The 26,272-nt window shown below is 69.0% G+C and carries 26 protein-coding genes and 1 pseudogene; 17 read left to right on the plus strand and 10 right to left on the minus strand.

Annotation, left to right across the window (positions count from 1 at the left end; genetic code table 11):
• Positions 1 to 65: 65 nt before the first annotated feature.
• Together JOE46_RS02500 and JOE46_RS02505 are read right to left on the minus strand one after the other, a co-directional pair.
• Positions 66 to 548, minus strand: coding sequence for a hypothetical protein (locus JOE46_RS02500; RefSeq protein ID WP_209926144.1), 483 nt, complete (start codon positions 546 to 548; stop codon positions 66 to 68).
• 50 nt (positions 549 to 598) lie between these two features.
• Positions 599 to 1,057 (minus strand): pyridoxamine 5'-phosphate oxidase family protein, encoded by a 459-nt coding sequence (locus JOE46_RS02505; RefSeq protein WP_209926145.1) that lies wholly within the window; start codon positions 1,055 to 1,057, stop codon positions 599 to 601.
• A 165-nt stretch (positions 1,058 to 1,222) separates the two neighbouring features.
• Here JOE46_RS02505 and JOE46_RS02510 point away from each other — a divergent pair, with 165 nt between their 5' ends.
• A complete protein-coding gene (locus JOE46_RS02510) occupies positions 1,223 to 1,924 on the plus strand; it encodes an alpha/beta fold hydrolase (protein ID WP_209926148.1) in 702 nt (233 codons plus the stop codon).
• Between the two features lie 20 nt (positions 1,925 to 1,944).
• On the opposite strand, the gene JOE46_RS02515 is transcribed toward JOE46_RS02510, so the two are convergent.
• The 4 genes from JOE46_RS02515 to JOE46_RS02530 all read right to left on the minus strand — a co-directional run bounded on the left by JOE46_RS02515 (position 1,945) and on the right by JOE46_RS02530 (position 5,266).
• On the minus strand, positions 1,945 to 2,853 hold the full coding sequence (locus tag JOE46_RS02515) for an amino acid ABC transporter permease (protein ID WP_097211214.1): 909 nt from the start codon (positions 2,851 to 2,853) through the stop codon (positions 1,945 to 1,947).
• Complete coding sequence (locus tag JOE46_RS02520) at positions 2,850 to 3,530, minus strand: amino acid ABC transporter permease (RefSeq protein ID WP_097211215.1); 681 nt, start codon at positions 3,528 to 3,530, stop codon at positions 2,850 to 2,852. Before JOE46_RS02520 ends, JOE46_RS02515 begins: the two co-directional genes overlap by 4 nt.
• Before the next feature lie 100 nt (positions 3,531 to 3,630).
• Positions 3,631 to 4,464: a glutamate ABC transporter substrate-binding protein gene (locus JOE46_RS02525; protein WP_097211216.1), complete on the minus strand. Its 834-nt coding sequence runs from the start codon at positions 4,462 to 4,464 to the stop codon at positions 3,631 to 3,633.
• A gap of 73 nt (positions 4,465 to 4,537) precedes the next feature.
• On the minus strand, positions 4,538 to 5,266 hold the full coding sequence (locus JOE46_RS02530) for an amino acid ABC transporter ATP-binding protein (RefSeq protein ID WP_097211334.1): 729 nt from the start codon (positions 5,264 to 5,266) through the stop codon (positions 4,538 to 4,540).
• A 167-nt stretch (positions 5,267 to 5,433) separates the two neighbouring features.
• On the opposite strand from JOE46_RS02530, the gene JOE46_RS02535 reads away from it, so the two are divergent.
• The 4 genes from JOE46_RS02535 to JOE46_RS02550 all read left to right on the plus strand — a co-directional run bounded on the left by JOE46_RS02535 (position 5,434) and on the right by JOE46_RS02550 (position 9,084).
• Entirely contained in the window at positions 5,434 to 5,865 is a 432-nt protein-coding gene (locus JOE46_RS02535; RefSeq protein ID WP_097211217.1) for a group III truncated hemoglobin, read from the plus strand.
• Between the two features lie 57 nt (positions 5,866 to 5,922).
• Complete coding sequence (gene miaB / locus JOE46_RS02540; RefSeq protein ID WP_097211218.1) at positions 5,923 to 7,473, plus strand: tRNA (N6-isopentenyl adenosine(37)-C2)-methylthiotransferase MiaB; 1,551 nt, start codon at positions 5,923 to 5,925, stop codon at positions 7,471 to 7,473.
• Positions 7,470 to 8,045 carry a hypothetical protein gene (locus JOE46_RS02545; RefSeq protein WP_097211219.1) on the plus strand — a complete coding sequence of 192 codons (576 nt, stop codon included), beginning with the start codon at positions 7,470 to 7,472 and terminating at the stop codon, positions 8,043 to 8,045. Before miaB ends, JOE46_RS02545 begins: the two co-directional genes overlap by 4 nt.
• 97 nt (positions 8,046 to 8,142) lie before the next feature.
• The gene (locus JOE46_RS02550) at positions 8,143 to 9,084 is read left to right on the plus strand and encodes a tellurite resistance/C4-dicarboxylate transporter family protein (RefSeq protein WP_097211220.1); all 942 of its coding nucleotides are present in this window, start codon (positions 8,143 to 8,145) and stop codon (positions 9,082 to 9,084) included.
• Here JOE46_RS02550 and JOE46_RS02555 read toward each other — a convergent pair.
• Positions 9,081 to 10,430 (minus strand): DUF349 domain-containing protein, encoded by a 1,350-nt coding sequence (locus tag JOE46_RS02555; protein WP_097211221.1) that lies wholly within the window; start codon positions 10,428 to 10,430, stop codon positions 9,081 to 9,083. The genes JOE46_RS02550 and JOE46_RS02555 overlap by 4 nt on opposite strands.
• Positions 10,431 to 10,591: 161 nt before the next feature.
• Between JOE46_RS02555 and JOE46_RS02560 the strand changes: the two genes are divergently transcribed.
• The 8 genes from JOE46_RS02560 to JOE46_RS02595 all read left to right on the plus strand — a co-directional run bounded on the left by JOE46_RS02560 (position 10,592) and on the right by JOE46_RS02595 (position 18,839).
• Entirely contained in the window at positions 10,592 to 11,305 is a 714-nt protein-coding gene (locus tag JOE46_RS02560) for a class III extradiol dioxygenase subunit B-like domain-containing protein (RefSeq protein WP_097211222.1), read from the plus strand.
• A complete protein-coding gene (gene miaA, locus JOE46_RS02565; protein WP_097211223.1) occupies positions 11,302 to 12,219 on the plus strand; it encodes a tRNA (adenosine(37)-N6)-dimethylallyltransferase MiaA in 918 nt (305 codons plus the stop codon). Before JOE46_RS02560 ends, miaA begins: the two co-directional genes overlap by 4 nt.
• Positions 12,216 to 13,061, plus strand: a complete 846-nt coding sequence (locus JOE46_RS02570) for a TrmH family RNA methyltransferase (RefSeq protein ID WP_097211224.1) — start codon at positions 12,216 to 12,218, stop codon at positions 13,059 to 13,061. The genes miaA and JOE46_RS02570 overlap by 4 nt, the downstream gene beginning before the upstream one ends.
• 134 nt (positions 13,062 to 13,195) lie before the next feature.
• A complete protein-coding gene (gene dapF / locus JOE46_RS02575; protein WP_097211335.1) occupies positions 13,196 to 14,065 on the plus strand; it encodes a diaminopimelate epimerase in 870 nt (289 codons plus the stop codon).
• Between the two features lie 45 nt (positions 14,066 to 14,110).
• A complete protein-coding gene (gene hflX / locus JOE46_RS02580; protein WP_097211225.1) occupies positions 14,111 to 15,610 on the plus strand; it encodes a GTPase HflX in 1,500 nt (499 codons plus the stop codon).
• Between the two features lie 86 nt (positions 15,611 to 15,696).
• Positions 15,697 to 16,638 (plus strand): hypothetical protein, encoded by a 942-nt coding sequence (locus tag JOE46_RS02585; RefSeq protein ID WP_097211226.1) that lies wholly within the window; start codon positions 15,697 to 15,699, stop codon positions 16,636 to 16,638.
• On the plus strand, positions 16,631 to 17,686 hold the full coding sequence (locus JOE46_RS02590) for a hypothetical protein (protein WP_257017357.1): 1,056 nt from the start codon (positions 16,631 to 16,633) through the stop codon (positions 17,684 to 17,686). Before JOE46_RS02585 ends, JOE46_RS02590 begins: the two co-directional genes overlap by 8 nt.
• A gap of 94 nt (positions 17,687 to 17,780) precedes the next feature.
• The gene (locus JOE46_RS02595; protein WP_077043629.1) at positions 17,781 to 18,839 is read left to right on the plus strand and encodes a beta-ketoacyl-ACP synthase 3; all 1,059 of its coding nucleotides are present in this window, start codon (positions 17,781 to 17,783) and stop codon (positions 18,837 to 18,839) included.
• 26 nt (positions 18,840 to 18,865) lie between these two features.
• Here the strand turns inward: JOE46_RS02595 and JOE46_RS02600 are convergent, their stop codons facing one another.
• A complete protein-coding gene (locus tag JOE46_RS02600) occupies positions 18,866 to 20,161 on the minus strand; it encodes a carotenoid oxygenase family protein (RefSeq protein WP_097211227.1) in 1,296 nt (431 codons plus the stop codon).
• A gap of 37 nt (positions 20,162 to 20,198) precedes the next feature.
• A complete protein-coding gene (locus JOE46_RS02605) occupies positions 20,199 to 20,759 on the minus strand; it encodes a hypothetical protein (protein ID WP_097211228.1) in 561 nt (186 codons plus the stop codon).
• Between the two features lie 97 nt (positions 20,760 to 20,856).
• Here JOE46_RS02605 and JOE46_RS02610 point away from each other — a divergent pair, with 97 nt between their 5' ends.
• The 3 genes from JOE46_RS02610 (at position 20,857) to JOE46_RS02620 (ending at position 23,873) form a co-directional block, all read left to right on the plus strand.
• Complete coding sequence (locus JOE46_RS02610) at positions 20,857 to 21,390, plus strand: PadR family transcriptional regulator (RefSeq protein ID WP_097211229.1); 534 nt, start codon at positions 20,857 to 20,859, stop codon at positions 21,388 to 21,390.
• Between the two features lie 83 nt (positions 21,391 to 21,473).
• Positions 21,474 to 22,802 (plus strand): esterase family protein, encoded by a 1,329-nt coding sequence (locus JOE46_RS02615; protein ID WP_097211230.1) that lies wholly within the window; start codon positions 21,474 to 21,476, stop codon positions 22,800 to 22,802.
• Positions 22,803 to 22,862: 60 nt separating this feature from the next.
• The gene (locus JOE46_RS02620) at positions 22,863 to 23,873 is read left to right on the plus strand and encodes a PHP domain-containing protein (RefSeq protein WP_097211231.1); all 1,011 of its coding nucleotides are present in this window, start codon (positions 22,863 to 22,865) and stop codon (positions 23,871 to 23,873) included.
• A 282-nt stretch (positions 23,874 to 24,155) separates the two neighbouring features.
• On the opposite strand, the pseudogene JOE46_RS26245 reads toward JOE46_RS02620, so the two are convergent.
• Positions 24,156 to 24,815 (minus strand): annotated as a pseudogene (locus JOE46_RS26245) (pyridoxamine 5'-phosphate oxidase family protein); the annotation flags it as partial.
• A gap of 147 nt (positions 24,816 to 24,962) precedes the next feature.
• Between JOE46_RS26245 and JOE46_RS02630 the strand changes: the two are divergent.
• Positions 24,963 to 26,240, plus strand: a complete 1,278-nt coding sequence (locus tag JOE46_RS02630) for a uracil-xanthine permease family protein (RefSeq protein WP_373560242.1) — start codon at positions 24,963 to 24,965, stop codon at positions 26,238 to 26,240.
• Positions 26,241 to 26,272: the final 32 nt, after the last annotated feature.

Here is a 26,272-nt window from a genome sequence, read left to right on the forward strand (position 1 = left end):
GAACCTTGGGCGAATCGTTCCTCAGATCGTTGCTCACGCTGCGAGCGACGCAGTCGCTGATTGATCTAGTCGAACCAGGGGACCGAGAGGTGCTCCAAGGCCGTGTCCGCGCTTGTCAGCGATATGGTGAGCAAGAATGTGGAGCCGTTCTCGGCGTCCTCGCGCAGAGTGACCCTATACATCCCAGGCTCTGCCGGAAGTCGCTGCGAATATCCTGCGAGCGGCGACTCATCTGCGAACTGAGCGGCCATCGACAACTGGGTGTAGTCCGTGACCCAGAGGCCTTCAGCGCCGACTTGCACAATGCCAGAAGCTTCGCGGAGTGCCTGCACGGGCGAAGACTCGGACTCAACAATCAGGTTGCTGTTCGCGTTGTCGGAGCCAGGATAAGCGACGAATAGTGAACCTCGGTTCATCTGCTCCACAAAACGCGCAAGGAGGTCGTCGAGTGCCCAATCCTCATCTACGAACCCGCGATAGGTATCCGGTGCGACTACACAGACGAAACCGTCCTCGTCCACCTGCAAACTCAGATCGATGTTGCTCACGATCCAACTCTAGGTGGGTAGGCCGGTTCGGGGCTCGACGACTAGGTCTCCTAGCCGTCGATGTCGAGTGCCGTCCCGTACAGCCGATCCACCTTCAGCCGGATCACCACGCGACGCTCGGCGACCAACTGCTCGAGGAACGCATCCTCATCCTCCGGCTTCGCGGCCTCGGGAACCATCGCGAGTAGCTCTCGCCCGATTGCATCACCCGGCGTCGTGGTGATCTCGGAGACCTCGGCCTCGCCCTCGGCCACGGCGAACGACCATACGTCGCCGCCAGGAACATGTACGGCCGCGCGCGGGTCACGTCGAAGTTGCGTGACCTTGATGCGGTCGGCCGTGGTGGAGAACCGCACGATGCGCGCTTCGGCGTCCCAGTTGTAGAGCATGGTCGTGAGATGGGGATGGCCACTGCGCTTATTGGTGGCAAGGGTGCCGAACTGCTGAGTGCGCAGCAGCTCGGAGAGTGCGTCGTCGGACAGGGTGCGGGGTGCTGGACCTTGAGCCATGACGTGGTCAACTTTCGTGTGCGCCCAGGTATTCCGACAACCTCACCCTCCGGAGGTCCGACCAGGGCCTCGGTGGTGCCTACGATGGAGGAGATCGGAGTACCTGCAGTTTCGACGCCTGACCACCCCAGTGGGAGTGTCCGGCCAACACTGTGAGGAGTCCACATGACTCGAGAGGGAAGTATCCGGACAGGCAACCGGCCCGTCACCTATCTCGAAGTCGGTGACCCGGGCGGCCCGCTCGTCCTGCACAACCACGGTGGACCCTCGAGTCGACTCGAGGCCGAGCTGTTCGATTCGTCCGCGAAGGCCAACGGAGTGAGATTCGTGTGCGCGGATCGGCCGGGCATGGGCGGGTCCGATCCTCAGCCCGGCCGCACCTTCGAGGGCTGGACCGATGACCTCCTGTTACTGGCCGACTCCCTGGGCGCACACCGATTCGCGGTGACCGGCTGGTCCGAGGGTGGACCGTGGGCCCTCGCGGCCGCCGCGTACCTGGACCCCGCGCGCCTCGTCCACGTCGCCTGCATCGCGGATCGGGAGGTGTTGGCCGATGAGGACGTCCTCGGGCTGTTTCTCGGCGCGAGCCGGGAGTGCTTCCTGCACGGCGCGGACGGCCTCGTGGTAGACGCCACCATGCTCTACGAGGCCTGGCCGTTCGACATGACCAGCGTGACGCGCCCGGTGCATTTCTGGCAGGGCAGCGATGACGCCCTGGTGCCCGAGATCATCAACAAGACGGTGGCGGAGAAGACCCCGGGGGCGCTCTGGCACCCGATCGACGCAGGTGGCCATTTCATCGCCGTCAGCCATGCGGACGACATTCTCGCGCTGGTGGCGAACGATCTTGCGCCGGAGTCGAACTGAACGAGTCTCGGGTTCGCCGGCTAGCCGCGAACCTCGGGTTCGTTGCCGGTCAGGTCCATCCCCGGTACAGCGGTGACAGGGACGGCGGTCGGGACCACAGCGGCGCGGCCGCGCCTGCCGGTGCGCAACCGCTTCTCGACCCGGGTGGCGAGGAGGGTCAGCGCCGAGTTCAGCACGATCATGATCGCGGCCACCACCAGCAGGGCCGGTAGATAGTTGCCATAGAACGAGCCGAGCTGCTGCCCCGAGCGGACCACCTCGACGTAGCCGATGAGGTAACCGAGCGCGGAGTCCTTCAGCGCGACCACCATCTGGGAGATGAGTGCGGGCAGCATCGCGGTCACCGCCTGCGGCAACAGGATGGTCCGCATGATCATGCTCTTGCGCATGCCGAGCGCCTTCGCGGCCTCGGTCTGACCCTTCGGGAGCGACTTGATGCCCGCGCGGACGATCTCGGCGATGACCGAGCCGTTGTAGAGCGTCAGTCCGGTGACCACGGCCGCGAGCGCCAGATATTTCGCCTTGAAGACCTGGTAGTCGGCGAACAGCTGGTAGGCGAAGATCATCAGGATCAGCACCGGGATCGCGCGGAACAGCTCGACGAAGAAACCGGCCGCGCTCCGGATCACCCGATGATCGGACAGTCGGGCGATGCCGAGCACCGCGCCGAGGATCAGCGCCAGCACGATCGAGAGGGCAGCGGCGATCAGGGTGCCTCGGATTCCGGGGAGCAGGTACGTCGTCCACGAGGTGGATTCGGTGAAGGGGCTCCACTTCTCGGAAGTGAGCTGGCCCTTGGAGTCCAGCGCGCGGTAGACGAGGTATCCGATGACGCCAAGCGCCACCGCCACCGCCACCGACAGCAGTCGGTACAGATTGCGTGCCTTCGGGCCGGGCACGTCGTAGAGGAGGGTCGGTTCGGCTCTCATCGGGCGACCTCCAGCCGCTTGCCCAGATAGCCGAAGAGCAGTCCCATCGGCAGTGTCAGGATCACGAACCCGAGGGCGAAGATGCCGCCGACCACGAAGATCGCGGCCTCGTTCTCGATCATCGACTTCATCAGCAGCGACGCCTCGGCGACACCGATCACCGAGGCGATCGTCGAGTTCTTGGTCAGCGCGATCAGGACGCTGCCCAGGGGCGCGATCACGGACCGGAACGCCTGCGGCAGCACGATCAACCGGAGGTTCTGCGCGAAGGTGAGGCCGAGCGAGCGCCCGGCCTCGGCCTGTCCGACGTGCACGGTGTTGATCCCGGCGCGCAGCGACTCGCAGACGAACGCGGCGGTGTACACGCTCAGGCCCAGGATTGCGAGCCGAATGTTGTTGTCGACGAGGAAGGTCGGTGAGTTCTCCGGGGCCAGGCTGACGCCCATCGTCTGATACAGGCCGAACGAGCAGAAGATGATGATCAGCGTCAGCGGGGTGTTGCGGAAGATGGTCACGTAGGCGGTGCCGATCCACCGGGCCACCGGGATGGGGGAGACACGCATGGCGGCCAGAATCGTGCCGAGGACGAGCGCGCCAACCGCGGACAGAGCGGTCAGTTTGATCGTCATCCAGAATGCGGAGATCAGTTGATCCCAATACTCACTGAGTATGTCCACGCGGCCTCTCCCGAGTCGTGAAGATGATGCGGCTGCGCCGCAGTGGTGCGGTTACAGAGAGCAGGCCCTCCGTAACCGCACCACTGGCGCGTAGCGCCGGCTAGTAGCGGTCGACGGTGGGCGGAGCCGGGATCGGGTAGCCGGACGGGCCGACGTTCTTCTCCAGCGCCGCCTGCCAGGAGCCGTCCGCGATCATCGCCTCGATCGCGTCGTTGATCTTGTTGCGGGTCTCGGTGTCGCCCTTGGCGAGTCCGATGCCGTAGTTCTCCGTGGTGAACGGCTGCCCGACGACCTTGAGCTGGCCGGGGTACTGGGCGGCGTAGCCGGCCAGGATGACCGCGTCGGTCGTCACCGCGTCCACCGCGCCGTTGCGGAGCGCCTCGACACAGGCCGAGTAGGTGTCGAACTCCTGCAGCTGCACGTCCTTGGCGTAGTTGTCCTTGACCTTCTGTGCGGGCGTCGAACCGGTCACCGAGCACAGCTTCTTGCCGCCGTTGAGGGACTCGGGGCCGGTGATGTCGGTGTTGTCCGAGCGCACCAGCAGGGACTGGCCGGTGGTCAGGTACGGGCCTGCGAAGTCGACCTTCTCCTTGCGGGCATCGGTGATCGAGTACGTCGCGACGATGTAGTCGACCTCGCCGTTCTGGATCAGGGTCTCGCGCTGGGCGGAGGGGGACTCCTTGAAGGTGATCCCGCTGGCGGGCACTCCCAGCTTGTCGGCCACGTAGGTGGCGACGTCGACGTCGAAGCCGGTGAACGTGCCGTCCGGATTGCGCAGGCCGAGTCCGGGCTGGTCGAACTTGATGCCGACGGTCAGCTTGCCGCTCTCGGCGCTCTCCGAGGCGTTCTTCTGCTCGTCGCCTCCGCATGCGGTGGCGACGACGGCGATCGCGACCATGCCGACGCCGAGTCGTAGTGCGCGAGTGATCCTCATGGTGTTCCTCTCTGTGGTCAGAACGGTGGTGAAGGGTGGCGGGTGGGGCCCTGCCAGGAGGAGTGTCCCGAGCTCAGTGGCCCAGGATCTTGCCAAGGAAGTCCTTGGCGCGGTCGGTCTCCGGTGCGGTGAAGAAGGTCTCGGGATCGGTGTCCTCGACGATCAGGCCGTCGGCCATGAACAGGACGCGATTGCCCGCGCGGCGCGCGAACCCCATCTCGTGGGTGACCACGAGCATCGTCATGCCCTCCTTCGCCAGCGAGATCATCACCTCGAGGACCTCGCTGACCATCTCGGGATCCAGCGCGGAGGTCGGCTCGTCGAACAGCATCACCTTGGGGTTCATCGCGAGCGCCCGCGCGATCGCCACCCGCTGCTGCTGCCCGCCCGAGAGCTGGGCCGGATACTTGTCCGCCTGGTTGGCGATGCCGACCCGCTCGAGCAGTTCCGTCGCCCGCTGCTTGGCCTCGCTCTTGCTCTTCTTGCGCACCTTCATCGGCCCGAGCATCACGTTCTCGAGAATCGTCTTGTGCGCGAACAGGTTGAAGGACTGGAACACCATCCCGACGTCGGCCCGCAGCGCGGCGAGCGCCCGGCCCTCGGCGGGTAACTCCTTGCCGTCGATCGCGATCGTTCCGGAGTCGATCGGCTCGAGCCGGTTGATCGTTCGGCACAGCGTGGACTTTCCTGACCCCGACGGCCCGAGCACGATCACGACCTGACCGGTCGGGACCTCCAGGTCGATGTCGCGAAGCACGTGCAGGTCACCGAAGTGTTTCTGGACCGACTTCATCGAGATCATGGTGGGGGAGTCGGCCACCGAGGTGGCAGCCCCCGATTCACCCGCGTTCGTCATAGCCCAAGACCCTAGGGGGTCGGGACGGCGCACCGCGACCTTTGCGGGCCGCGCCGCGCCGTGGTCCCGGTAGGTTTGCCGGGCCGAACACGCCAGGAAGCAAAGGGGAGCGCATGACCGGGGACCTGACCTGCCGGGCCGACGTGGAGGCCCTGCTCCGACGGTTCTACGGCCGGGCCCTGGTCGACGACCTGCTCGCGGAGCCGTTCACGGAGGTGCGCGAACAGGGCCTCGAGTCCCACCTGCCGGTGATGTGCGACTTCTGGGAGACGGTGTTGTTCGGCGCCGGGACGTACCGGGGGAGCGCGTTCCGGGTGCACCAGCGGGTCCGGTCACAGCATCCGTTCGGGGCCGCCCACTTCGACCGCTGGCTCGAGCTCTGGCACCGCACCGTCGACGAGATGTTCGCGGGTCCGCACGCGGACCGGGCCAAGGTCCAGGGCGCCGGGATCGCGACCTCGATGAACCGGCGGTTGTCGGGGCTGCCGAGCGTCGCCGCGGAAGCACTGCGGCTCGGCGTACCGGGGTCGGCCCCGCCGGCCTGAGCCGCAGGCAAACGTGGGCGTGCGAGCGCCCCCTGACGGGGCCGTACCCTTGTTGACGTGGACACGATCGACCGAGAGACCCCCGCGGCGTACAGCGACTCCGACGACCAGGTGGCGCGTAGCTACGAGGTACGCACGTTCGGCTGCCAGATGAACGTGCACGACTCCGAGCGCCTGTCCGGTCTGCTCGAGGACGCCGGATACACCAAGGCGGAGCCGGGGGCCGAGCCCGACCTGCTGGTGTTCAACACCTGCGCCGTCCGCGAGAACGCCGACAACAAGCTGTACGGCACCCTCGGCATGCTCCGACCCACCAAGGCATCGCACCCGGGCATGCAGATCGCCGTCGGGGGCTGCCTGGCTCAGAAGGACCGCGAGACCGTGGTCAAGAAGGCGCCCTGGGTGGACGTGGTGTTCGGCACCCACAACATCGGCTCGCTGCCCACCCTGCTCGACCGGGCCAGGCACAACCAGAGGGCCGAGGTGGAGATCCTCGAGTCGCTCGAGGCCTTCCCCTCCACCCTGCCCGCCAAGCGGGAGTCCGCCTACGCGGGCTGGGTGTCCATCTCGGTCGGCTGCAACAACACCTGCACGTTCTGCATCGTGCCCGCGCTTCGCGGCAAGGAGGTGGACCGCCGTCCCGGCGACATCCTCGCCGAGGTGCAGGCCCTGGTCGACGAGGGTGTCCTCGAGGTCACCCTGCTCGGCCAGAACGTCAACTCCTACGGCGTCTCCTTCGCCGACCCCGAGGTCCCCCGGGATCGGGGCGCCTTCGCCGCCCTGCTCAGCGCCTGCGGGAACATCGAGGGTCTGGAGCGGGTCCGCTTCACCTCCCCGCACCCCGCCGAGTTCACCGACGACGTGATCGAGGCGATGGCCACCACCCCCAACGTGTGCCCCCAGCTGCACATGCCGCTGCAGTCCGGCTCCGACCGCGTGCTCAAGGCGATGCGCCGCTCCTACCGCATGACCAAGTTCCTCGGCATCATCGAGAAGGTCCGGGCGGCCATGCCGCACGCCGCGATCACCACCGACATCATCGTGGGCTTCCCCGGGGAGACCGAGGAGGACTTCCAGGAGACCCTCGACGTGGTCCGGAAGGCCCGCTTCACCAGCGCCTTCACCTTCCAGTACTCCAAGCGTCCCGGTACCCCCGCCGCCGAGATGGAGGGCCAGCTGTCGAAGGCGGTCGTCCAGGAACGGTACGAGCGGCTGATCGCGCTGCAGGAGCAGATCACCCTCGAGGAGAACCAGAAGCTGCTCGGCGCCGAGGTCGAGCTGCTCGTCGCCGCGGGCGAGGGCCGCAAGAACGAGGCGACCCAGCGGATGAGCGGGCGCGCCCGCGACGGCCGGCTGGTGCACTTCCGCCCGGAGGGCAGGCTCGACGGCGTCATCCGCCCCGGCGACGTGATCACCGCGACGATCACCGGCGCCGCCCCGCACCACCTGATCGCCGACGGCCCGGTGCTCAGCCACCGCCGCACCAGGGCGGGCGACTCGCACGAACGTGGCATCACCCCCAAGACGCCGCCCATCGGCGTGGGGCTGGGCCTACCGCAGATCGGCGCGCCCGCGCCGCTGCCCACCGCAACCGGATGTGGAGCATGAGCAAAGACGCGCACGAGGACCCCATCGAGCAGTACCGCAAGGACATCGACGCGGCCGAGCGGAAGGTCGCCGGGGAGATCGACCCCGGGATGCGCGCTGTCGTCGTCGCGGTGGCCGTGCTGGTGCTCCTGCTCTCGTTCATGCTGCCCCACGCCGGGTCCGCGAACGGGTGGGACGTGCTCGCGGGCGACGACACCGCCATCGCCGAGTCGATCGCGCTGCCGTCCCGCATATTCGTGTGGCTCGCCATGGTGTTCGGCGTCGGGGTGAGCGTGCTTGCTCTGGTCACCCGCCGCTGGGCGCTGGCCTGGATCGCGTCGGCCGGCTGCGCGGTGGCCTTCGTGTTCGGCATGCTGGCCATCTGGTCGCGGCAGACGCTGCCCCCGACCAGCACGGGCGGCGGGCCCGGCATCGGCCTGATCCTCGGCTGGATCGCGGTGCTGGTGCTGACCTTCCACTGGCTCAAGGTGGTCTGGAGCCGCACCTCGCTGCAGCTGGCCGCGGAGCAGGAACGCAGGCAGAAGACGGCCGAGGCAGAGCAGCGGACGATCTGGGGCGACCAGAAGGATTGACCGGCCCGACCGGATTCGTCCGGCGCGGCGCCGTGGCTGCCGTCATGCTGGGTCGGTGCGCAGTCACCATCACGATGTAGTCGCCGCGGACCGCGCCATGAGCGCCGTGCCGCCTGGGGCCGGTGCCGCCGCCATGGCGACCGGGATCGTGTCGGTCGCGCTGCACCTGGCCGACATCGAGTGGTTCTCCAGGATCTGGCTGGTCATCGGGGCCGGCATCTGGGCGGTGCTCGTCGGCGTCTTCCTCACGCGACTGGTCGGGGACCGGGCCCGCTGGGTGGCGGAGGCCGACACCCCGGCAGCCCTGACGGCGGTCGCGGCGACCACGGTCCTCGGCACCCGGGTCGCCCCGCTCGGCTGGGACGCGATCGCGGTGCTCGCGCTGTGCCTGGCCGCTCTCGTCTGGGCGGTGTTGATGCCCGCCGTGATCGGGCACTGGACCGGACCGACCGTCGGGGCGCACTTCCTGCTGTGCGTGGCGACGCAGGGACTGGTGGTCCTCGGCGCGACCCTCGCGGTGGCGCTCCCGGCGTCCTGGCTCACCCCGGTGGCGGCGGCGACCTTCGTCCTCGGACTGATCGCGTACCTCGTGGTGCTCTCGCGGTTCTCGTTCGCGCAGTTCAAGACCGGCGCGGGTGACCACTGGGTGTGCGCGGGTGGACTGGCCATCAGCGCGCTCGCGGCGGGCAAGCTCATCGTCGCGATGGACGCGGCCGGCTGGAATGGCTGGCCGCACACCGTGATCCGGGTCGCCGCGGCGGTGATCCTGGCCCTGGACCTCGCCGGGTACGTGGCGCTGGTGATCTGTGAGGTGCGGTGGCCACGCCTGGGATTCGACGTGCGGCGCTGGTCAACCGCGTTTCCGATGGGGATGACCGCCGCGGCCACGATCACGGTCGCCGACGCGATCGGAGCGCCCTGGCTCAGATCGATCGGGCTGGTGCTGATCTGGCCCGCGGCGGTGGTGTGCGTGATCCTGCTGGTGGCCTCGGCCGGGCACCTGGTGTCCGCGGGATCCGCGGACACCAGCGCCGGCTAGAGCCCGTTGACCGCGCCCTCGGCGGCCTCGGCCCACTCGCGCCACTGCTGTGCCTGGGCGAGGGCCTTCTCCGCGTCCTTGGTCTTGCCCGCGGCGGTCGCCTTCGCGGCCTGGTCCTCGAACTGCGCGACCCGCTCGCGGAACTGCGCGGCCCTGGCCATGGCCTCGGGATCGGTCCGGCGCCACTGGGAATCGACGGCGTCGCGGACCTTCTTCTCGATCGCGCGCAGCTTGCCCTCGAGATCGTGCATGCGCTCGCGCGGCACCTTCCCGATGGCGTCCCACTTGTCCTGCAGGTCCCGCAGCGCGGCGCGGGCGGCCTCGAGGTCCTTCTCGGGATTGATGTCGCCGAACTCGCGCAGCAACGCCTCCTTCGCGGTGGCGTTCTCGTCGAACTCGGCGTCGCGCTCGGACGCCGCGGCGTTGCGGGCTGCGAAGAACACGTCCTGGGCGCCCTTGAACCGCTTCCACAGGGCGTCGTCGGCGTCGCGCGGCGCCCGGCCCGCGGCCTTCCACTCGGTGAGCAGATCGCGGAAGGCGGCGGCCGTCGGGCCCCAATCGGTGGAGTCGGACAGCGCCTCGGCGCGGACCACGAGCTCCTCCTTGACGACCTTCGCGGAGGCACGGTCGCGGTCGAGTTCCGCGAAATGCGCGCCGCGACGCCGGTTGAACGCCTCCCTGGCCTTCGAGTACCGCTTCCAGAGCGCGTCGTCGATCTTGCGGTCCACGCCGCGGATCGTCTTCCACTCGTCGAGGATCTCGCGCAGCCGATCGCCCGCGGCCTTCCACTGGGTGGACTCGGCGCCGATCTGCTCGGCCTCAGCGGCGAGCTCCTCCTTGCGGTGGGTGTGCTCCTCCCGCTCGTGCTCGCGTTCGACCTTCGCGGCCGCCGCGGCCTGATCGGATTCGGCGACGATCACGTCCAGCCTGCGGGCGAGCGCATCGATGTCGCCGATCACCGAGGCCGTCGGCAGCGACTCCGCGAGCGCGACGGCGGCGGCCTTGGTCTTCTTCGCGTCGCCGGCGCCCGAGGCGAGCCGGGCCTCCAGCAATCCGACCTCGGTGGCAAGGTCGTCGTATCGGCGACCGAAGTGGGCAAGGCCCTCGGCCGCGTCACCGGCCTGCCAGGAACCGATCTGGCGCTCGCCGTCGGTGGTCTTGACCCAGGCGGTGCCGTCCTCGTCCACCCGGCCGAAGAGGCTCGGGTCGCTCGGCGGAGCCAGGGTGGGCGGGTGCGCCACGGCGGGGGCGGCGGCCGACGGCTTGATCGCGCCGGGCTTGGGGGCGCCGGGCTTGGGCGCTCCTGGCTTCGGGGCGCCTGGCTTGGGTGCGCTGCTGTCGGTCATGACTCCTCATCTCTGCCGCGCGTCACGGCTGCCGTTGCGTCGTAGGTCTCAGTGCCACTCGTACATGTGGGTTCCATTCAACCCGCTGCACGTGGCCAGGACTATTGAAACAGGTCAGACCCCGAAGTCGGGGATTCCGCCGTCGACTACCGTGGCCCAGTGTGTTCACCGCCGCGGCTCTCATCCCCTCGCCACCCCTGCTGATACCCGAGTTGGCGGGCGGCGCGGCGACCGAGACGGACGAGCTGCGACTGGCCTCGAAGCACGTGGCCGCGCGGCTCGGCGCGCTCGCGACCCGCTGGACCGCGATCGGCGTCGGACGCACCGAATGCGAGATCCCGGCGACCGCGGCGGGCACCTTCCGCGGCTACGGGGCGGACGTGCGCGTCGCGCTGTCGCCCGCCGCCGCGGGCCTGGACCCGGAGCTGCCGCTGGCCGCGTTGATGGCCGGCTGGCTGCGAGCCGCGGCGCCCGCCGAGACCGTCGTGGACGCGATCATCGTGGCCGAGGACACCTCGCCGGTGTACTGCGCCGAACTCGGCGCCCGGCTGCGTGATCGCCTCGAGGCCGACCCCCGACCCCACGGCGTGCTGGTGGTAGCCGACGGCGCCCGGACGCTCACGGCCAAGGCGCCGGGCTCGTTCGACGAGCGGGCGCCCGAGGCGCAGGCCGAGCTGGACCGGGCACTGGACTCCGGCGACGCCGAGTACCTGGCGGAACTCGATCCGGTGGTCTGCCTCGACATCGGGATCGAGGGGCGCGCGGCCTGGCAGGTGCTGGCCGGGCTGTTCAGGGGCGCTCCGAGCGAGTGCCGGACCTACTACCGGGGCGCGCCGTTCGGCGTCGGCTACCACGTGGGCATGTGGTTGCCGTGAGCGAGCGCACACCCGTACCGGTCGCGGTGGTCGGCCCGACCGCGACCGGGAAGTCGGACCTCGGACTCGACCTCGCGGAGCGGCTCGGCGGTGAGATCGTCAACATCGACGCGATGCAGCAGTACCGCGGCATGGACATCGGGACCGCCAAGCTGCCACCGGATCAGCGCCGCGGCATCCCGCACCACCAGCTCGACGTGCTCGACGTCACGGAGACGGCCACCGTCGCGAACTACCAGAGTTCGGCGAGGGCGGACGTGGAGGAGATCGCAGCCCGCGGTGCGGTGCCTATCATCGTCGGCGGCTCGATGATGTACGTGCAGTCCCTGCTCGACGACTGGTCGTTCCCCGCAACCGATCCCACCGTGCGGGCACGCTGGGAGGCCGTGCTGGCCGAGCGCGGGGTGGCGGGGGTGCACGCGGAACTCCTCAAGGCGGACCCCGAGGCCGCCGCGACGATCCTGCCGACCGACGGCAGGCGGATGGTCCGGGCCCTCGAGGTCGTCGAGCTCACCGGCAGGCCGTTCGCGGCCTCCGCACCGGCCATCGGCGAACCGCGTTGGGGGACGGTTATTCTCGGTGTGGATCGCGACACCGCGGAGCTCGACGAACGAATCGGGTTGCGCACCCGGTTGATGTTCGACGGCGGTCTCGTCGAGGAGGTTCTCGGCCTCATCGAGGTGGGACTGCGCGAGGGTGTGACGGCCCCGCGGGCCATCGGCTACGCCCAGGTGCTGGCCGCCCTCGACGGCGAGTACGACATGGACGAGGCCAGGGAGCGGACCCTGATCGGGACCAGGCGGTACGTCCGCAGGCAGCGTTCCTGGTTCCGGCGCGACCAGCGGGTGCACTGGCTCGACGGCGGTGACCGCGATGTGATCTCTAGAGCAATGACGATTGTGGGGAGCCAGTGAGCAAGAAGCCGGTGAGCAGACTCGCGGCCCGTGAGGCGCGGGTCACGGTGCGCAATGCGCGCTTTCAGCAGTGGGAGTCGTACCTGAACACCCGCGCCAAGCGGACGAAGTCGGCGCGGTTCCTGATTCAGGGCGTGCGACCGCTGACGCTCGCGATCGAGCACGACTGGCCGTTGGAGGCTCTGCTGTACCGGATCGACGGGCCACCGCTCTCGTCCTGGGCCCGCGGGGTGCTCGACGGTTGGCAGCACGAGAAGGTCGGCGTCAGTGGCGAACTCATGGCGGAGCTGGGGGAGAAGGACGCCTCACCCGAACTGATCGCGGTCGCGAAGCAGCGGCATCGCGGGCTGGGTTCGCTTGACCTCACCGGTGCGTCGCCCCTGCTCGTGGTGTTCGACCGGCCCTCCTCGCCCGGCAACCTTGGCACCCTCATCAGGTCGGCCAATGCCTTCGGCGCGGACGCGGTGATCGTCGCCGGGCACGCGGCCGATCCTTACGACCCGCAGTGCGTTCGCGCCTCGACGGGATCGTTGTTCGCCGTACCCGTGCTGACGGCCTCCGACGCCGACGAGGTGCTGGCCTACCGGGCGCGGGTCCGCGACGGCGGCACCGAGCTGCGGATCGTCGGCACCGACGAGGACGGCGACGTGCCGATCTTCGAGCACGACTTCACCGGGGGCACGATCCTGGTCATCGGCAACGAGACCCGCGGGATGAGCGCCTCCTGGCGCGCGGCCTGCGACGTCACCGTGAGCATCCCGATCGGCGGTGCGGCCAGCTCCCTCGGCGCGCCGAGCGCGGGCGCGGTCTGCCTCTACGAGATTGCGAGGCAGCGCGGATGAGCGACGAGTGGGATTCGGACTGGACGTCGCACCCGGACGGGTCGTCGGCGGCCCTCGCGGGCCGGCTCGCCGCGCGGATGGCGCTGTTCGCCGGGGTCGGCGAACCGTACCCGCCGCTCGGTAGCATGATCGGCATGGAATTCAGCAAGGGCCACGGCACCGAGAACGACTTCGTGGTGCTGCCAGACCTCGACGTGCGCCTTGACCTTCGCGCCGATCGGGTGGCCGCGCTGTGCGACAGGCGTCGAGGACTCGGCGCCGACGGCGTCCTGCGGGTCGCCAGGGCGGGCGCCCTGCGCGCGGCAGGCGTCCTCGACGCGCTGCCCGAGGGCGTCGGCGAGGACGACTGGTTCATGGACTACCGCAACGGCGACGGTTCGATCGCCGAGATGTGCGGCAACGGGGTCCGGGTGTTCGCGCACTACCTCCGGGCCACCGGCCTCGAGGGAGCCGCGGAATTCGTGGTCGGCAGCCGCGCGGGTGCCAGGCCCGTGGTCGTGCACCGCTGCGACGGATGGACGGCTGATGTGAGCGTCGGCATGGGCACGGTCACCGAGCTCGGGTCCTCCAGCGCCACCGTGGGCGGCCAGACGTTCACCGGGCTGGGCATCGACGTGGGCAATCCGCACCTGGCCTGCGTCGAGGAGTCGCTCACCGCCGACAAGCTCGCCGCGCTCGACCTGACCGCCGCGCCCGAGTTCGCGGCGGACTTCTTCCCACACGGGGTCAACATCGAGATCCTCACGCCGCTCGTCGACGGCGTCGTCGACATGCGCGTGTACGAGCGCGGGGTCGGCGAGACGCGGTCCTGCGGTACCGGCACCGTCGCGGCCGCCGCCGCTGCGCTGCGGGCCGACGGGCGCGAGGAGGGCGAGGTCCGGGTGCGGGTGCCGGGCGGGGAGGTCCTGGTCGCCGTGCGCGACGGCGCCGCCGAACTGCGGGGGCCGTCGGTTCTGGTCGGCTCCGGGCGCATCGACGACGACTGGTGGAACGCGCTCGCGTAAATGCGCGTGCACCAGGAGGGTCGGTCGTGGGACCATGGGTCTTGTATGACGAAAACACCGCGTATCACGAAGACACCGATCCTCGATCACATCGACGCCGAGCACGACGGCGCCGATGGCCACGACGCCACCGACCGCGACACCGACTGGGCGGGCCATGACCCCTCGGTCGGCGAGATGCAGTTGGACGAGCGCGCGGCGCTGCGCCGGGTCGCCGGACTGTCCACCGAGCTCACCGACGTCACCGAGGTCGAGTACCGACAACTCCGCCTCGAGCGGGTGGTGCTGGTCGGCGTCTGGACCCACGGCACGGCCGAGCAGGCCGAGGCGAGCATGGCCGAGCTGGCCGCGCTCGCCGAGACCGCGGGTTCGGAGGTGCTCGAGGGGCTGGTGCAGCGCCGCGACAAGCCCGATGCCGCCACCTACATCGGCTCCGGCAAGGCCAACGAACTGCGTGAGGTGGTGCTCGCCACCGGCGCCGACACCGTCATCGCCGACGGCGAGCTGACCCCCGCGCAGCTCAACGCGCTGGAGAAGGTCGTGAAGGTCAAGGTCATCGACCGGACCGCGCTGATCCTCGACATCTTCGCCCAGCACGCCACCTCCAGCGAGGGCAAGGCGCAGGTCGCGCTCGCGCAGATGCAGTACATGCTGCCGCGGCTGCGCGGCTGGGGTGAGTCGATGTCCCGGCAGGCGGGTGGCCGCGCGGGCAAGGACGGCGGCGTGGGAACGCGCGGACCGGGCGAGACCAAGATCGAGACCGACCGCCGCCGGATCCGCGAGCGGATGGCGAAGCTGCGCCGCGAGATCAAGGAGATGAAGGGCGCCCGCGACACCAAACGCACCCAGCGTCTGCGCAACGAGGTGCCCTCGGTCGCGATCATCGGATACACCAACGCCGGCAAGTCCAGCCTGCTCAACTCGCTCACCGGGGCGGGCGTGCTGGTGCAGAACGCACTGTTCGCCACCCTCGACCCGACCACCCGCAAGGCGGAGTTCGAGGACGGCCGCCAGTACGTGCTGACCGACACCGTCGGCTTCGTCCGGCACCTGCCGACCCAGCTGGTCGAGGCGTTCCGGTCGACGCTGGAGGAGGTCGCCGACGCCGACCTGCTGCTGCACGTCGTCGACGGCTCCGACCCGCTGCCGACCGATCAGATCAAGGCGGTGCGCGAGGTGGTCACCGAGGTGCTCCGCGAGACCGATTCGCCTGCGCCGCCCGAGCTGTTGGTGGTCAACAAGATCGACGCCGCGGATCCGGTGATGCTCACCCAGTTGCGGGGGCTGCTGCCCGGTGCGGTGTTCGTCTCCGCGCGGACCGGTGAGGGGATCGCCGAGCTGAGGGAGTGCCTCGCCGAGATCGTGAAGGCGCCGGAGGTGGAGGTCACCGTGCTGGTGCCGTACACCCGCGGCGACCTGGTGGCCCGCATCCACTCGGATGGGCGAATTCTCGGGTCTTCGCACGAGGCGGAAGGCACACTGGTGCGCGCGAAGGTGCCGGAGGCGCTGGCCTCCGCACTCCAGGAGTACCGACACAGCGCCTGACCGGACGGGAACGGACATGACGGAACCGGGCGCTGCTGCCTGTCTCGAGGCTGCGGGCACCGCGGCCGGATCCTGCTGCTGCGCCGATGCATAGCAGGCTGGCGGTACTCGCGCTGGCGGTGGTCGCGTCGGCCGTGGTGACCGCGGCCTCGGCCGGGGCCGCGCCGGGCTCGAGCGGGTCCGCCGGCTCCTCGACCGGTTCCGAGGCGTCCGACGCGCGTTTCGAGACGCTCTGCACCCCAACCGATCCCGGGCTCGCGGAGATCTCCGGGCTGGTCTCTACCGGTGAGACGATCTACGCCATCGGTGACAGTGGCACCGACGACGTCGTGTGGGTGCTCGACAACCAGTGCCGGGTCACAGGCACGGTGGCCGTGCCGCCGACCCCGGTCGACGTCGAGGACATGGCCATGGTGGGCGGTCGGCTCTGGCTCTCGGACACCGGCGACAACACCAAGGTCCGCCAGCAGGTGTCGCTGACCGACGTGGACCCCGTCACCGGCGCAGGCGCGAGGCACCTGCTCACCTACCCGGACGGCGCGCACGACGCGGAGACGCTGCTGGTCGGCCACGACGGCCGACCGTTGATCGTCACCAAGGAGATCCTCGCGGCCAGCGGTATCTACCGACCGGCGAGCGGCGCAACCCTGGACCAGCTCGGCCCCGGCCCGGCGCCGCTGCAACGCATCGGGCAGATCGCGTACGCGCCCACCGACACTCCCGGCAGCCCGATGCCGGTCGCGGGGTCGATCCTGGTCACCGGTGGCGCGGTCAGCGCCGACGGCCGGGTCGTCGCGGTGCGCACCTACACCGACGTCTACCTCTACCCTGCGCCCGACGGCGACATCGCGGCCGCGCTGACCGGCGCGACGCCGGTGCGGGTCCCGATGCCGGATCAGCCGCAGGGTGAGGCCATCGCGTTCACCCCGGACGGCGACCTGCTCAGCGCGTCCGAGACGAACGGCGGTCCGCTGCCGCCGATTCAGGTCCTGCGCGGCGCCACCGGACTGGTCGACCTCGGTGCGTAGCCGCCTCGCGGCGGTGGCCGTCACTGTCCTTGGTTCGGCCGTTCTCAGCACGCTGCCCGCGGCGGCCCAGCCGAGCTCGGCGCCCGGGCCCATCGAGACCGTCGATGTCGCGTGGGAGAACCTCTGCACTCCAACGGATCCCGCGTTGGAGGAGGTGTCCGGTCTGGCCGTCACCGACGACGGGATCTACGCGGCAGCCGACAGCGGGACGGACGATGCGATCCGGGTCCTCGACGATCAGTGCCGGGTGACCGGCACGTTGCCCCTGCCCGTCGACCCGTTCGACGTGGAAGACCTCGCCCAGGCCGGCGGGCGGTTGTGGCTTTCGGACACCGGCGACAACGCCGGTGCGCGGACCACCGTCGCGCTGACCGACATGGACACCGGCACCGGCGCAGGCACCTTGCGCCGGCTCACCTACCCGGACGGCGCTCACGACGCGGAGGCGATCCTCCTTGGCAGCGACGGGGTCCCGGTGCTCGTGACGAAGGAATTGTTCGGCGCGAGCGGCATCTACCGTCCCGCCGGCGCACTACGCGCCGAGCAGTTGCCGAGCCCGGGACCCACCGCGTTGGAACGGGTGGGGCAGATCGGATTCGAGCCCACCGAGACGCCCGGCGGCCCGATCCCGTTCGCTGCCTCGACCATGATCACCGGCGGCGCGGTCAGCGCGGACGGCACAGTGGTGGCGCTGCGCACCTACACCGACGTGTACCTGTACCCGGCGCCGGACGGCGACGTCGTGGCGGCGCTGACCGGTGCCGAACCGACCCGGGTGCCGATGCCGGACCAGCCGCAGGGTGAGGCCATCGCCTTCACCCCGGCAGGCGACCTGCTCAGCGCGTCCGAGGCGAACGGCGGACCGCTGCCACCGATCCGGGTCCTGTACGGGGCGGAGGGGCTGGTCACCCCCGGGGCCGTGTCGGTGGGGTACGCGCTGCAGGTGGACCCCGCGGCGCTGATCGCCGCGGCCGTCGGCACCGGGCTCGTGGTCATCGTCGGCGGCGTGCTGTGGTGGCGGATCCGCTCGCGGCGTCGACGGAACTGAACAGTTGTCGGGTTCGGGTCGGTAGGCTCCATGCCGATTCACACGTCAGCCGAACGGCGGACAACTCTCACAGCGGCGAAGGGGCAAGCTCCAGATGTTCAACATTGCGGTCAAGAAGGGGCACGAGAACGTGTCGCTGCTCGGTATCGGCGCCTACCGGCCCCAGCGGATCGTCAGCAACGCCGAGGTGTGCGAGGTACTCGACTCGTCGGACGAGTGGATCTACGAGCGCAGCGGGATCCGCAACCGTCGTTGGATCAGCGGCGACGAGACCGCGAAGTCGATGGCCGTTGCCGCGGCCGAGCGGGCGATCAAGAACAGCGGCATCGACAAGGAGCAGATCGGCGCGCTCGTCCTCGCCACCGGCAGCTGGAAGACGAAGATCCCGCACGGCGCCCCGCAGGTGGCGCACGAGCTGGGGATCAACGGCATCGCGGCGTTCGACCTCGCGTCCGGCTGTGGCGGCTTCGGCTACGGGCTGGGCGTGGCCACCGACATGATCCGGTCCGGCTCGGCCGAGTATGTCCTGGTCATCGGTGTCGAGACCATGTCCGTGGTGATGGAACCGACCGACCGCAACACCGCCTTCATCTTCGGCGACGGCGCGGGTGCGGTGGTGGTCGGCCCCAGCGAGCGGAACGGCATCTCGCCGACGGTGTGGGGTAGCGACGGCGAGAACTCCGCCGCCATCAGCCAGAACTACGACATCCCCGCCTACATGGACCGCGCGGAGGCCCTGCAGGCCCAGGGCGCGGACGCCGAGCAGATCGGCCGCATGGTGGTGTCGATGGAGGGCCCCCGGGTTTTCCGATGGGCCGCAATCACCCTGCCCAAGGCCCTCGGCAGCATCCTGTCGGAGTCCGGCGTCGCGATCGAGGACATCGAGGTCTTCGTCCCTCACCAGGCGAACGCCCGGATCAACGACCTCATGAAGAAGAACCTGGGCCTCGGGGACGACGTGCCCGTCGCGAACGACATCGAGAACACCGGCAACACGTCCGCCGCGTCGATTCCGCTCGCGATGGAGGAGATGCTGGTGACGGGCAAGGCGAAGGGCGGACAGCTGGCCCTGCTGCTCGGCTTCGGCGCCGGGCTGAGCTACGCGGGCCAGGTCGTCACCTTGCCGCCGGTGCCCGTCGAAACGAGCTTCTGAGCTGACACGCAGCGCGCCGATCGACCTCAGTTGTCGGCGAGCCAATTACCGTGGAACCCGTAGGGCACCCGGCTCGGTAGGTGAATGGTCGCAACCGCCGGTGCGGCGAGATCGCCCGCATCGAGGATGACCAGATCACTGCGATCGCTGTCGGCGTTGTAGAGATAGGTCATGAGGTAGCCGTCGCCGCCGGGGTTTTCATCGGCGGCGACGAATGACGCCTCGGCCGGAATCCGGCCGGGGCCGAATTCGTGAGCCGAGCTGAACCCCTTGTGCAAGTCGTAACGGATCAGTGCGCCACTGCTGCCCGAGACGCTGGCATGTCCGAATCGGGTGTCGAGACCGGCGAGCCGATCGTCGATCCGAGGAAATTCCGCGACACGGTCGTCGAGCTGCTCCTCCTGAACCGTTTCGGCGACCAGATCGATGGTCCACCGCCACAGTGTGGCCTGCTCGAAGTCGTGCGAATCGGCCCGCCACATGCTCGGATACCGCATGACGTGCAGGACGATTCGTCCGGGCTCGTCGTGCGCGTTGAGCGCGTGGAAGACATAGCAAGGGTCGATCGGGAACCAGCGGATCTCACCGTATGGATCATCGCGGCGCAGTACGCCCAGCCGGGCCTGATGGTCGTCGTTCCACCGGAACGGCATACCCGTTCCGGCTTGCGCGGACTCCAGGTCGAAACACACCGGGAGATCCATGAATACGACGTGCTGCGCGGTGAGATTGAAGTCGTGATGCATGGTGGCGGCCGGCACCTCGACCGCTCGACTCACGTCGAGGTTGCCTGCGGCATCGGCGCGGTGATAGGTCAGATACGGCTCGAAGACGTCGTAGCCGACGAAGTGCAGTTCACCGGTGATCAGGCACGTCTTGGGGTGCGCGGTCATGGCGGTCGTCAGTTTGCCGTCGAAGTCGTGCGGGCCGACAGTGTCGAGGTCGCAGGTCAATTCGTACGGGTACGAGGATTCGACCAGTGCGAGGGTGCGCCCCGCGTGCCGGATGACGTGGGTATTGGCCACGCCGGCAACGAGATCCCGATTGCCCCGACTGTCACGACCGTGTGCGCCCTCGGTGAAGGTCGTGGTGCGGACCCACCGGTTGCGGTAGGAGACTGAACGTCCGCCTTCGAGACGCACGCCGTGCACCATGCCGTCGCCGAGGAACCAGTGTTTGGAGGCCGCGGCGTGTGGGTTGGGGCCGTTGCGCAGGTACCAGCCGGTCAACTCGGCCGGGATGGTTCCGGTGACGGGCAAATCGTAGGCGGTGAGTTCCTCGGTGACCGGTGCGTAATTGCCGGTCAGATGTGGGACGGTCATGATCCGTACCTGTTCTTTCGAAGGGATTCGCGAAGGGTCAGGCTGCGGGCTGGCCGAGTAGCTTCGCCTTGGCCTGGATGTGGGCGACGTAGCGGAGGGTGAACAACACCGGGACGACGAAGGCGAGCACCTGCACCGTGGTGCGCAGGCCCGAGGAGGAATGGGCGAGCGCGGTCAGCGCGATGCAGCCGATCGCGAAGCTCGCCGTCCACACCGAGGTCAGGATGTAGGCGGTCCGGATGAACATCGGCTGATCCCAGAACTCCTGCGGCGTAGTCTGTTTGGCGATCGGCAGGGTGAACGGCACCCGCACGAGCAGCGAGACGCCGGCGATCAGCGCGAGCACCCCGGAAGAGATGGCGGGCATGTACGGATGCAGCGCGGTGTCCGGATCGGTGAGCGCCAGGACCGTCAGTGCGGTGAAGAACACCGCCGATCCGATATCGATGATCAGCGCGTCCCATCGCTGCCCGGCGCGGATCTGCTGGGCGATACCGGCCAGCGCGATGACGAGCGCGATCACCGCGGACCACTGCCAGTGTTGCGACGGAATCACGGCGTAGACGATCCACGGGGCGAAAGTGCGAAGGTACGTCATCTCGTCAGGCTCCTAGCCGTTGACATTCCAGTTCTGACATGTCAAACAATGAGCCTCCAGTCTCGACATGTCAATACTGGAATGTAGAGTGAATGTCATGAGTCTCCGCTACGCGCTGCTAGGGCTGCTGTCCGATCGACCGGCCAGCGGCTACGACCTGCTACGGCGCTTCAAGGAGTCCCTCGCGAACGTATGGCCCGCGACCCAGAGCCAGATCTATACCGAGCTCACCAAACTCGCCGATACCGGACTGATCGCCGTCACCGACGAGGGTCCGCGCGGGCGCAAGGAATACACGATCACCGACGCCGGGCTCGACGACCTGCGCACCTGGCTCACCACCACGAAACCCAAGCGGGTGGCGCGGAACGAAATGCTGCTGCGCGTGTTCTTCCTCGGCGTCGACTCCCAGGAGCATGCTCGCCAGTACCTCCGCGATGTCGAGGATCGCTCACTCAAAGCACACGGCGAGCTGGCCGCACTGAAGACCACCATCGACTGGGACGACACCGATCTGTCGGTCTACGGTCGGATCGCCATGGAGTGGGGCGAACGCTTCCACACCATGAACCGCGAGTGGGCGGAGTGGGCGCAAACTCAGCTACCGCCCCGCGCCAGTCGTCGGACCTGATTCGACGCCGAGCGCCACGCCGGCGCAGGCGGCCACGATTGTCCGATTGGTGTCGGGACCGGACCGCTCGTGATACTGGTCCGATGTACGCCAATGCCGTGTTGAGCGCGCTCTCGCAGGTGTCGATGACCGGCGCCCTTGCAGCGACCGCTGTTGTCGTTCTTGGGGTGGGAGGGCTTGTCGGCGCGAGCACGGCGCTGCGAGGGGTCTCGATTCGGGTGCGTGGGACGGTCGCGGGCCTCGCCGTGGCGACATCCGCTTGCATCGCGGTCGCGGTGTGGTCGGCACTGCGACCGCTGCCACCTCAATTGTCGGTGCAGAGCTGTCTGGGGATCGCAGTCGGCCTCTTCGGCGTGTTCGCGGCAGCGGTCTGCCTGCTTCGTCCCCGGGGTCGTGGGAGGGTGGCGCTTGCGTTCGCGACGGCCACGGCGCTTCTCGCGTGCGGTGCAGGAGTGGTGAACGAGGATCTCGGCACCTTTCCCACCCTCGGTGCGGTGATCGGCCATCGTGCGCCCCCCGGCGCTCTGGCGACGGATTTCGCCGCGGTGCCAGGACCACAGGCCGCGGTCCAGACGGGTGATCCCGTGGCCAGTGTCTGGCGACGGCCGTTGCGCTCGACCCGGGACGGGATGCTCACGCACGTCGAGATCCCTGGCGCGGTGTCGGGTTTCGCGTCACGGCCCGCGCTGCTCTACCTGCCGCCCGCCTATCTGGATTCCCCGCGGGCGATGCTTCCTGTGCTGGTACTCGTGGCGGGCAATCCCGGGAAGCCGGACGACTGGCTCACCCTCGGCGCTTTGGCCGAGACGGTCACCGCATTCGCCGCCGAACACGACGGACTCGCCCCGGTCGTCGTGGTCCCGGACGCGCTCGGCGCCACCGATGCGTTGCCGCTGTGCCTGGATTCACAGCTCGGAAACGTGGACACCTATCTGGCGCGGGACGTGCCGGACTGGATCGCAGGCCACCTCCAGGTGGACAACGATCCCGAGCACCGGGCGATCGGGGGCTTCTCCTATGGCGGGACCTGCTCGGTCCAGCTGGCGGTCCGCCACCCGGACGTCTATCCGACCTTCGTGGACATTTCGGGCCAGGACGAGCCGTCCCTCGGTGACCACGCGAGCACGGTTGCCGCGACGTTCGGGGGCGACGAGTCCGCGTTCGCTGCGGTGAACGCGCGCGACCTGCTGGCCGTGACCTCCATGCCGCAGCTGGCCGGGGTGTTCGTGTCGGGCAGCGGTGACGAGGAGTACCGACCCCAACAGCAGCGCATGTTCGCGGCAGCGAGGTCCGCCGGGATGAACGTCCGCTACTACGAGCTGCCCGGGGGCCACAGCCCGCAGGTGTGGGGACCAGCGCTGGCCCGCGAGCTCGACTGGGTCGCCGAGCGCACGGGCTTGCTCGCGCAGTAGAACGACGGGCGTTGTTCGTAATCGGTGGCCAGGCCACCACCGAAGGCTCAGGATGTACACATGGACCCTGTCGAGGCGTTGCGGGAGATCGCATACTGGCTCGAGCGATCGCGGGCCGAGACGCACCGCGTCAAGGCCTACCGCCGCGCCGCGGACATCGTCGAGGCACTGAGCGACGAGCAGCGGGACCGGCTCGGCCGCACCGGGACCTGGGCCGCGCTGAGCGGGATCGGGCCCAAGACGGCCGCGGTGATCGCGGAGGCGTATACGGGCGGGGTGCCCGCCTACCTGACCGAGGTGAAGTCGAAGGCCGGCCAGATCGGTGAGGGTGGGCGGGCGCTGCTCGCGGCGCTGCGCGGCGACCTGCACACGCACTCGGACTGGTCCGATGGCGGTAGCCCCATCGGGGAGATGATGCGCCGGGCCGCGATGGTCGGTCACGAGTACTGCGCACTGACCGACCATTCGCCGCGGCTGACGGTGGCGAACGGACTATCCGCGGAGCGGTTGCGCCGACAGCTCGAGGTGGTGGCGGAGTTGAACTCGGAGCTCGCGCCGTTCCGCATCCTGACCGGGATCGAGGTGGACATCCTCGATGACGGCTCCCTGGATCAGGAGGAGGAGTTGCTCGCCGAACTCGACATCGTTGTCGCGAGCGTGCACTCGAAGCTCGCGATGGAGTCCGACGCGATGACCAGACGGATGGTGCGGGCCGTCGCGAACCCGCATGTGGACGTGCTCGGGCACTGCACCGGCAGGCTGGTCGAGGGCACCCGAGGGACCAGGCCGGAGTCGAAGTTCAACGCGGAGGTCGTGTTCGAGGCGTGCCGCCAGTTCGGCACGGCGGTGGAGATCAACAGCAGGCCCGAGCGTCGTGATCCGCCCGCGCGCCTGATCGAGCTGGCACTCGAACGCGACTGCCTGTTCGCGATCGACACCGACGCGCACGCGCCCGGCCAGCTCGACTTCCAGGGATACGGGTGTGAGCGGGCTCAGGCGGCCGGGATCGGGACCGACCGGGTGGTCAACACGTGGACCGCCGACGATCTGATCGCCTGGACCCGGCAGTAGATCCTCCGGTCACTCCTTGACGGCCGGCTCCGAAGCGCCCGCCCGCTTCGCCGCAATGCGTGCGGCGGTGGTCTTCTGGGTGACGCTCTTCTTGACCGGGGTCCGTGAGGTGGCAGCCGTCGCGGCGACCGCCTTTCGTGGAGCGGCCTTTCGTGCGGGGGCCTTCTTGGCTGGTGTCTTGGCCGCCGGTGTCTTTGTGGCCGGAGTCTTGGTCGCCGGAGTCGTCTTGCTGGCAGGGGCTTTTCCGCTGGCCGCCTTCTTCGAGGTCCGCTTCCGCGCGGGCGCCTTCGCGGGCTCGGCCGGGATCTCTGCGGCCGGCGCGACCGGCTCCGGCAGCTCGTGCGGGGTTCCCTTGGCGTCGAAGTAGTCGCCACCCTTTCGGCGCACGTCATCGGTGCCCCAGGACCGATCCCGGTCGACGGGCGCCATCCGTGGAATGTGCTTGCGGCAGTGAATGTATGCCTCTTCGACATCCACGACCACCCAGCGTTCGGGCGTGCGGCCGTTGGCGTGTGTGTCGGGCAGGTCGGCCAGCTGGGCACGGAGGTCGACGTCCTCGACGATGCGGGCCGAACCGTTGACGTGGAGACCGATCAGGTCGCGGACAAAATCCATCATCAGGATCCCGACATGAGGGTTCTCCCTGATGTTGCCGAGGCTGGCCATCACCCCGTTGCCGCGATACTCCGGATACGCGACGGTCCGCGGGTCGATGACGTGGATGAAGCCCGGTTCACCCGCCCGGAATGTGGAGTCGCATTCGCCGTGTGCATCGGCGGTCGCGATGAACGCCATTTCCTGCCGGGCTACGAACTCGATCATTGTCGGGTTCAGGTGATTGAGCATCTGATCGGAATAGAACCGCTCGGCACGTTCTGTCGTGCCGAATTCGTTCTGCAGTTCATGTTCGCCAACACTCCCCAAAGTGGGACGAATAGACATGGAACTCCTCGGGAACGGAAGTCACGGACCAGCTGGCCCGTTCATGGGCGGTAACGCTAGCCGAGGGGCCGATCGATCGCACCGTTTCCTCCATGGGCGCGAATGCGGTGTCGCGTCCTAGAATTGGCCCCCGTGACTGAGCAGGAGATGACGACGGGCGCCGGCGGATCCCGATTCCGCTGGCAGATGCACGGCGACGGCAAGCGAATCGCAGACGGTGCTGTCGTGGCACCCGACGAGCGGCTGTCGTGGCCCCGCACGGTCGGAATCGGCATGCAGCACGTGATCGCGATGTTCGGCGCGACATTGTTGGTGCCGACGATCACCGGATTCCCGGTGACGACCACGCTCTTGTTCTCGGGGATCGGCACCGTGCTGTTTCTCGTCATCACCAGGGGCCGGATCCCGAGCTATCTCGGTTCGTCGTTCGCCTTCATCGCTCCGCTCACCGCCTCGGCGGCCGACGGACCCGCCGCGCAGCTCGGCGCGGTGCTGGCCGTCGGCGTCGTGCTGATGCTGGTCGGCATCGTGGTCAAGCTCGCGGGCGCCAGGGTGCTCGACGCCGTGATGCCGCCGGTGGTGACCGGTGCCGTGGTCATGCTGATCGGATTGAACCTGGCGCCTGCGGCGGTCGGCTCGTTTCAGGCCCAGCCGCTGATCGCGGCCGTCACCCTCGTCGCGATCCTCGTCGTCACCGCCGCCGGTCCTGGGCTGCTCGGCAGGCTGGGAATCCTCGTCGGCGTGGTGATCGGGTGGGTGTTCGCGGCGGTCACCGGCGGCCTGTCGACCGAGCGGGTGGACGCGCTGCGTGAGGCGGCCTGGGTGGGCCTGCCGCACCTGCGGGGGCCGAGCTTCCAGTGGTCGGCGATCGCGCTCGCGCTCCCAGTGGTGATCGTGCTGATCGCCGAGAACGTCGGTCACGTCAAGGCGGTCGCGGCGATGACCGGTCGGTCGCTCGACGACGTCGCGGGCGACGCGCTCTTCGCGGACGGTCTCGCCACCACCCTCGCCGGCGCGGGCGGTGGCTCCGGCACCACCACCTATGCGGAGAACATCGGCGTGATGGCGGCGACCAGGGTGTACTCCACCGCCGCCTACTGGGTGGCGGCGGCGACGGCGATCGTGCTCGCGTTCTCGCCGAAGTTCGGTGCCCTCGTGTTCACCGTGCCGGACGGCGTGATCGGCGGCGCGACGCTGGTGCTCTACGGGCTCATCGGCATTCTCGGCGTGCGGATCTGGATGGAGGCCATGGTCGACTTCACCGATCCGGTGAATCTCACGGTGGTCGCCGCGGCGCTGGTGGCAGGCATCGGAAACCTCACCCTGATGGTCGGCTCGGTTGAGCTCGGCGGCATCGCGTGGGGCTCGGTCGGGATCCTCGTCGGGTACCCGCTGATGCGGGCGCTGGCGCGGCTGCGTCGGTGACCCACTCGTCGCCGCGGCCGGGAGTCGCTGTT

The sequence above is a fragment of the Rhodococcus sp. PvR099 genome, assembly GCF_017833315.1.
Taxonomy (GTDB): Bacteria; Actinomycetota; Actinomycetes; order Mycobacteriales; family Mycobacteriaceae; genus Rhodococcus_G; species Rhodococcus_G oryzae.

Excerpts from the sequence above, each read along its gene's own strand:
- JOE46_RS02505 (WP_209926145.1), bottom strand. The coding sequence starts at position 1,057 with ATGGCTCAAGGTCCAGCACCCCGCACCCTGTCCGACGACGCACTCTCC.
- JOE46_RS02510 (WP_209926148.1), top strand. The coding sequence starts at position 1,223 with ATGACTCGAGAGGGAAGTATCCGGACAGGCAACCGGCCCGTCACCTAT.
- JOE46_RS02515 (WP_097211214.1), bottom strand. The coding sequence starts at position 2,853 with ATGAGAGCCGAACCGACCCTCCTCTACGACGTGCCCGGCCCGAAGGCA.
- JOE46_RS02525 (WP_097211216.1), bottom strand. The coding sequence starts at position 4,464 with ATGAGGATCACTCGCGCACTACGACTCGGCGTCGGCATGGTCGCGATC.
- JOE46_RS02530 (WP_097211334.1), bottom strand. The coding sequence starts at position 5,266 with ATGATCTCGATGAAGTCGGTCCAGAAACACTTCGGTGACCTGCACGTG.
- JOE46_RS02535 (WP_097211217.1), top strand. The coding sequence starts at position 5,434 with ATGACCGGGGACCTGACCTGCCGGGCCGACGTGGAGGCCCTGCTCCGA.
- JOE46_RS02545 (WP_097211219.1), top strand. The coding sequence starts at position 7,470 with ATGAGCAAAGACGCGCACGAGGACCCCATCGAGCAGTACCGCAAGGAC.
- JOE46_RS02550 (WP_097211220.1), top strand. The coding sequence starts at position 8,143 with ATGAGCGCCGTGCCGCCTGGGGCCGGTGCCGCCGCCATGGCGACCGGG.
- JOE46_RS02555 (WP_097211221.1), bottom strand. The coding sequence starts at position 10,430 with ATGACCGACAGCAGCGCACCCAAGCCAGGCGCCCCGAAGCCAGGAGCG.
- dapF (WP_097211335.1), top strand. The coding sequence starts at position 13,196 with ATGGAATTCAGCAAGGGCCACGGCACCGAGAACGACTTCGTGGTGCTG.
- hflX (WP_097211225.1), top strand. The coding sequence starts at position 14,111 with ATGACGAAAACACCGCGTATCACGAAGACACCGATCCTCGATCACATC.
- JOE46_RS02585 (WP_097211226.1), top strand. The coding sequence starts at position 15,697 with ATGCATAGCAGGCTGGCGGTACTCGCGCTGGCGGTGGTCGCGTCGGCC.
- JOE46_RS02595 (WP_077043629.1), top strand. The coding sequence starts at position 17,781 with ATGTTCAACATTGCGGTCAAGAAGGGGCACGAGAACGTGTCGCTGCTC.
- JOE46_RS02600 (WP_097211227.1), bottom strand. The coding sequence starts at position 20,161 with ATGACCGTCCCACATCTGACCGGCAATTACGCACCGGTCACCGAGGAA.
- JOE46_RS02605 (WP_097211228.1), bottom strand. The coding sequence starts at position 20,759 with ATGACGTACCTTCGCACTTTCGCCCCGTGGATCGTCTACGCCGTGATT.
- JOE46_RS02610 (WP_097211229.1), top strand. The coding sequence starts at position 20,857 with ATGAGTCTCCGCTACGCGCTGCTAGGGCTGCTGTCCGATCGACCGGCC.
- JOE46_RS02615 (WP_097211230.1), top strand. The coding sequence starts at position 21,474 with ATGTACGCCAATGCCGTGTTGAGCGCGCTCTCGCAGGTGTCGATGACC.
- JOE46_RS02620 (WP_097211231.1), top strand. The coding sequence starts at position 22,863 with ATGGACCCTGTCGAGGCGTTGCGGGAGATCGCATACTGGCTCGAGCGA.
- JOE46_RS02630 (WP_373560242.1), top strand. The coding sequence starts at position 24,963 with ATGACGACGGGCGCCGGCGGATCCCGATTCCGCTGGCAGATGCACGGC.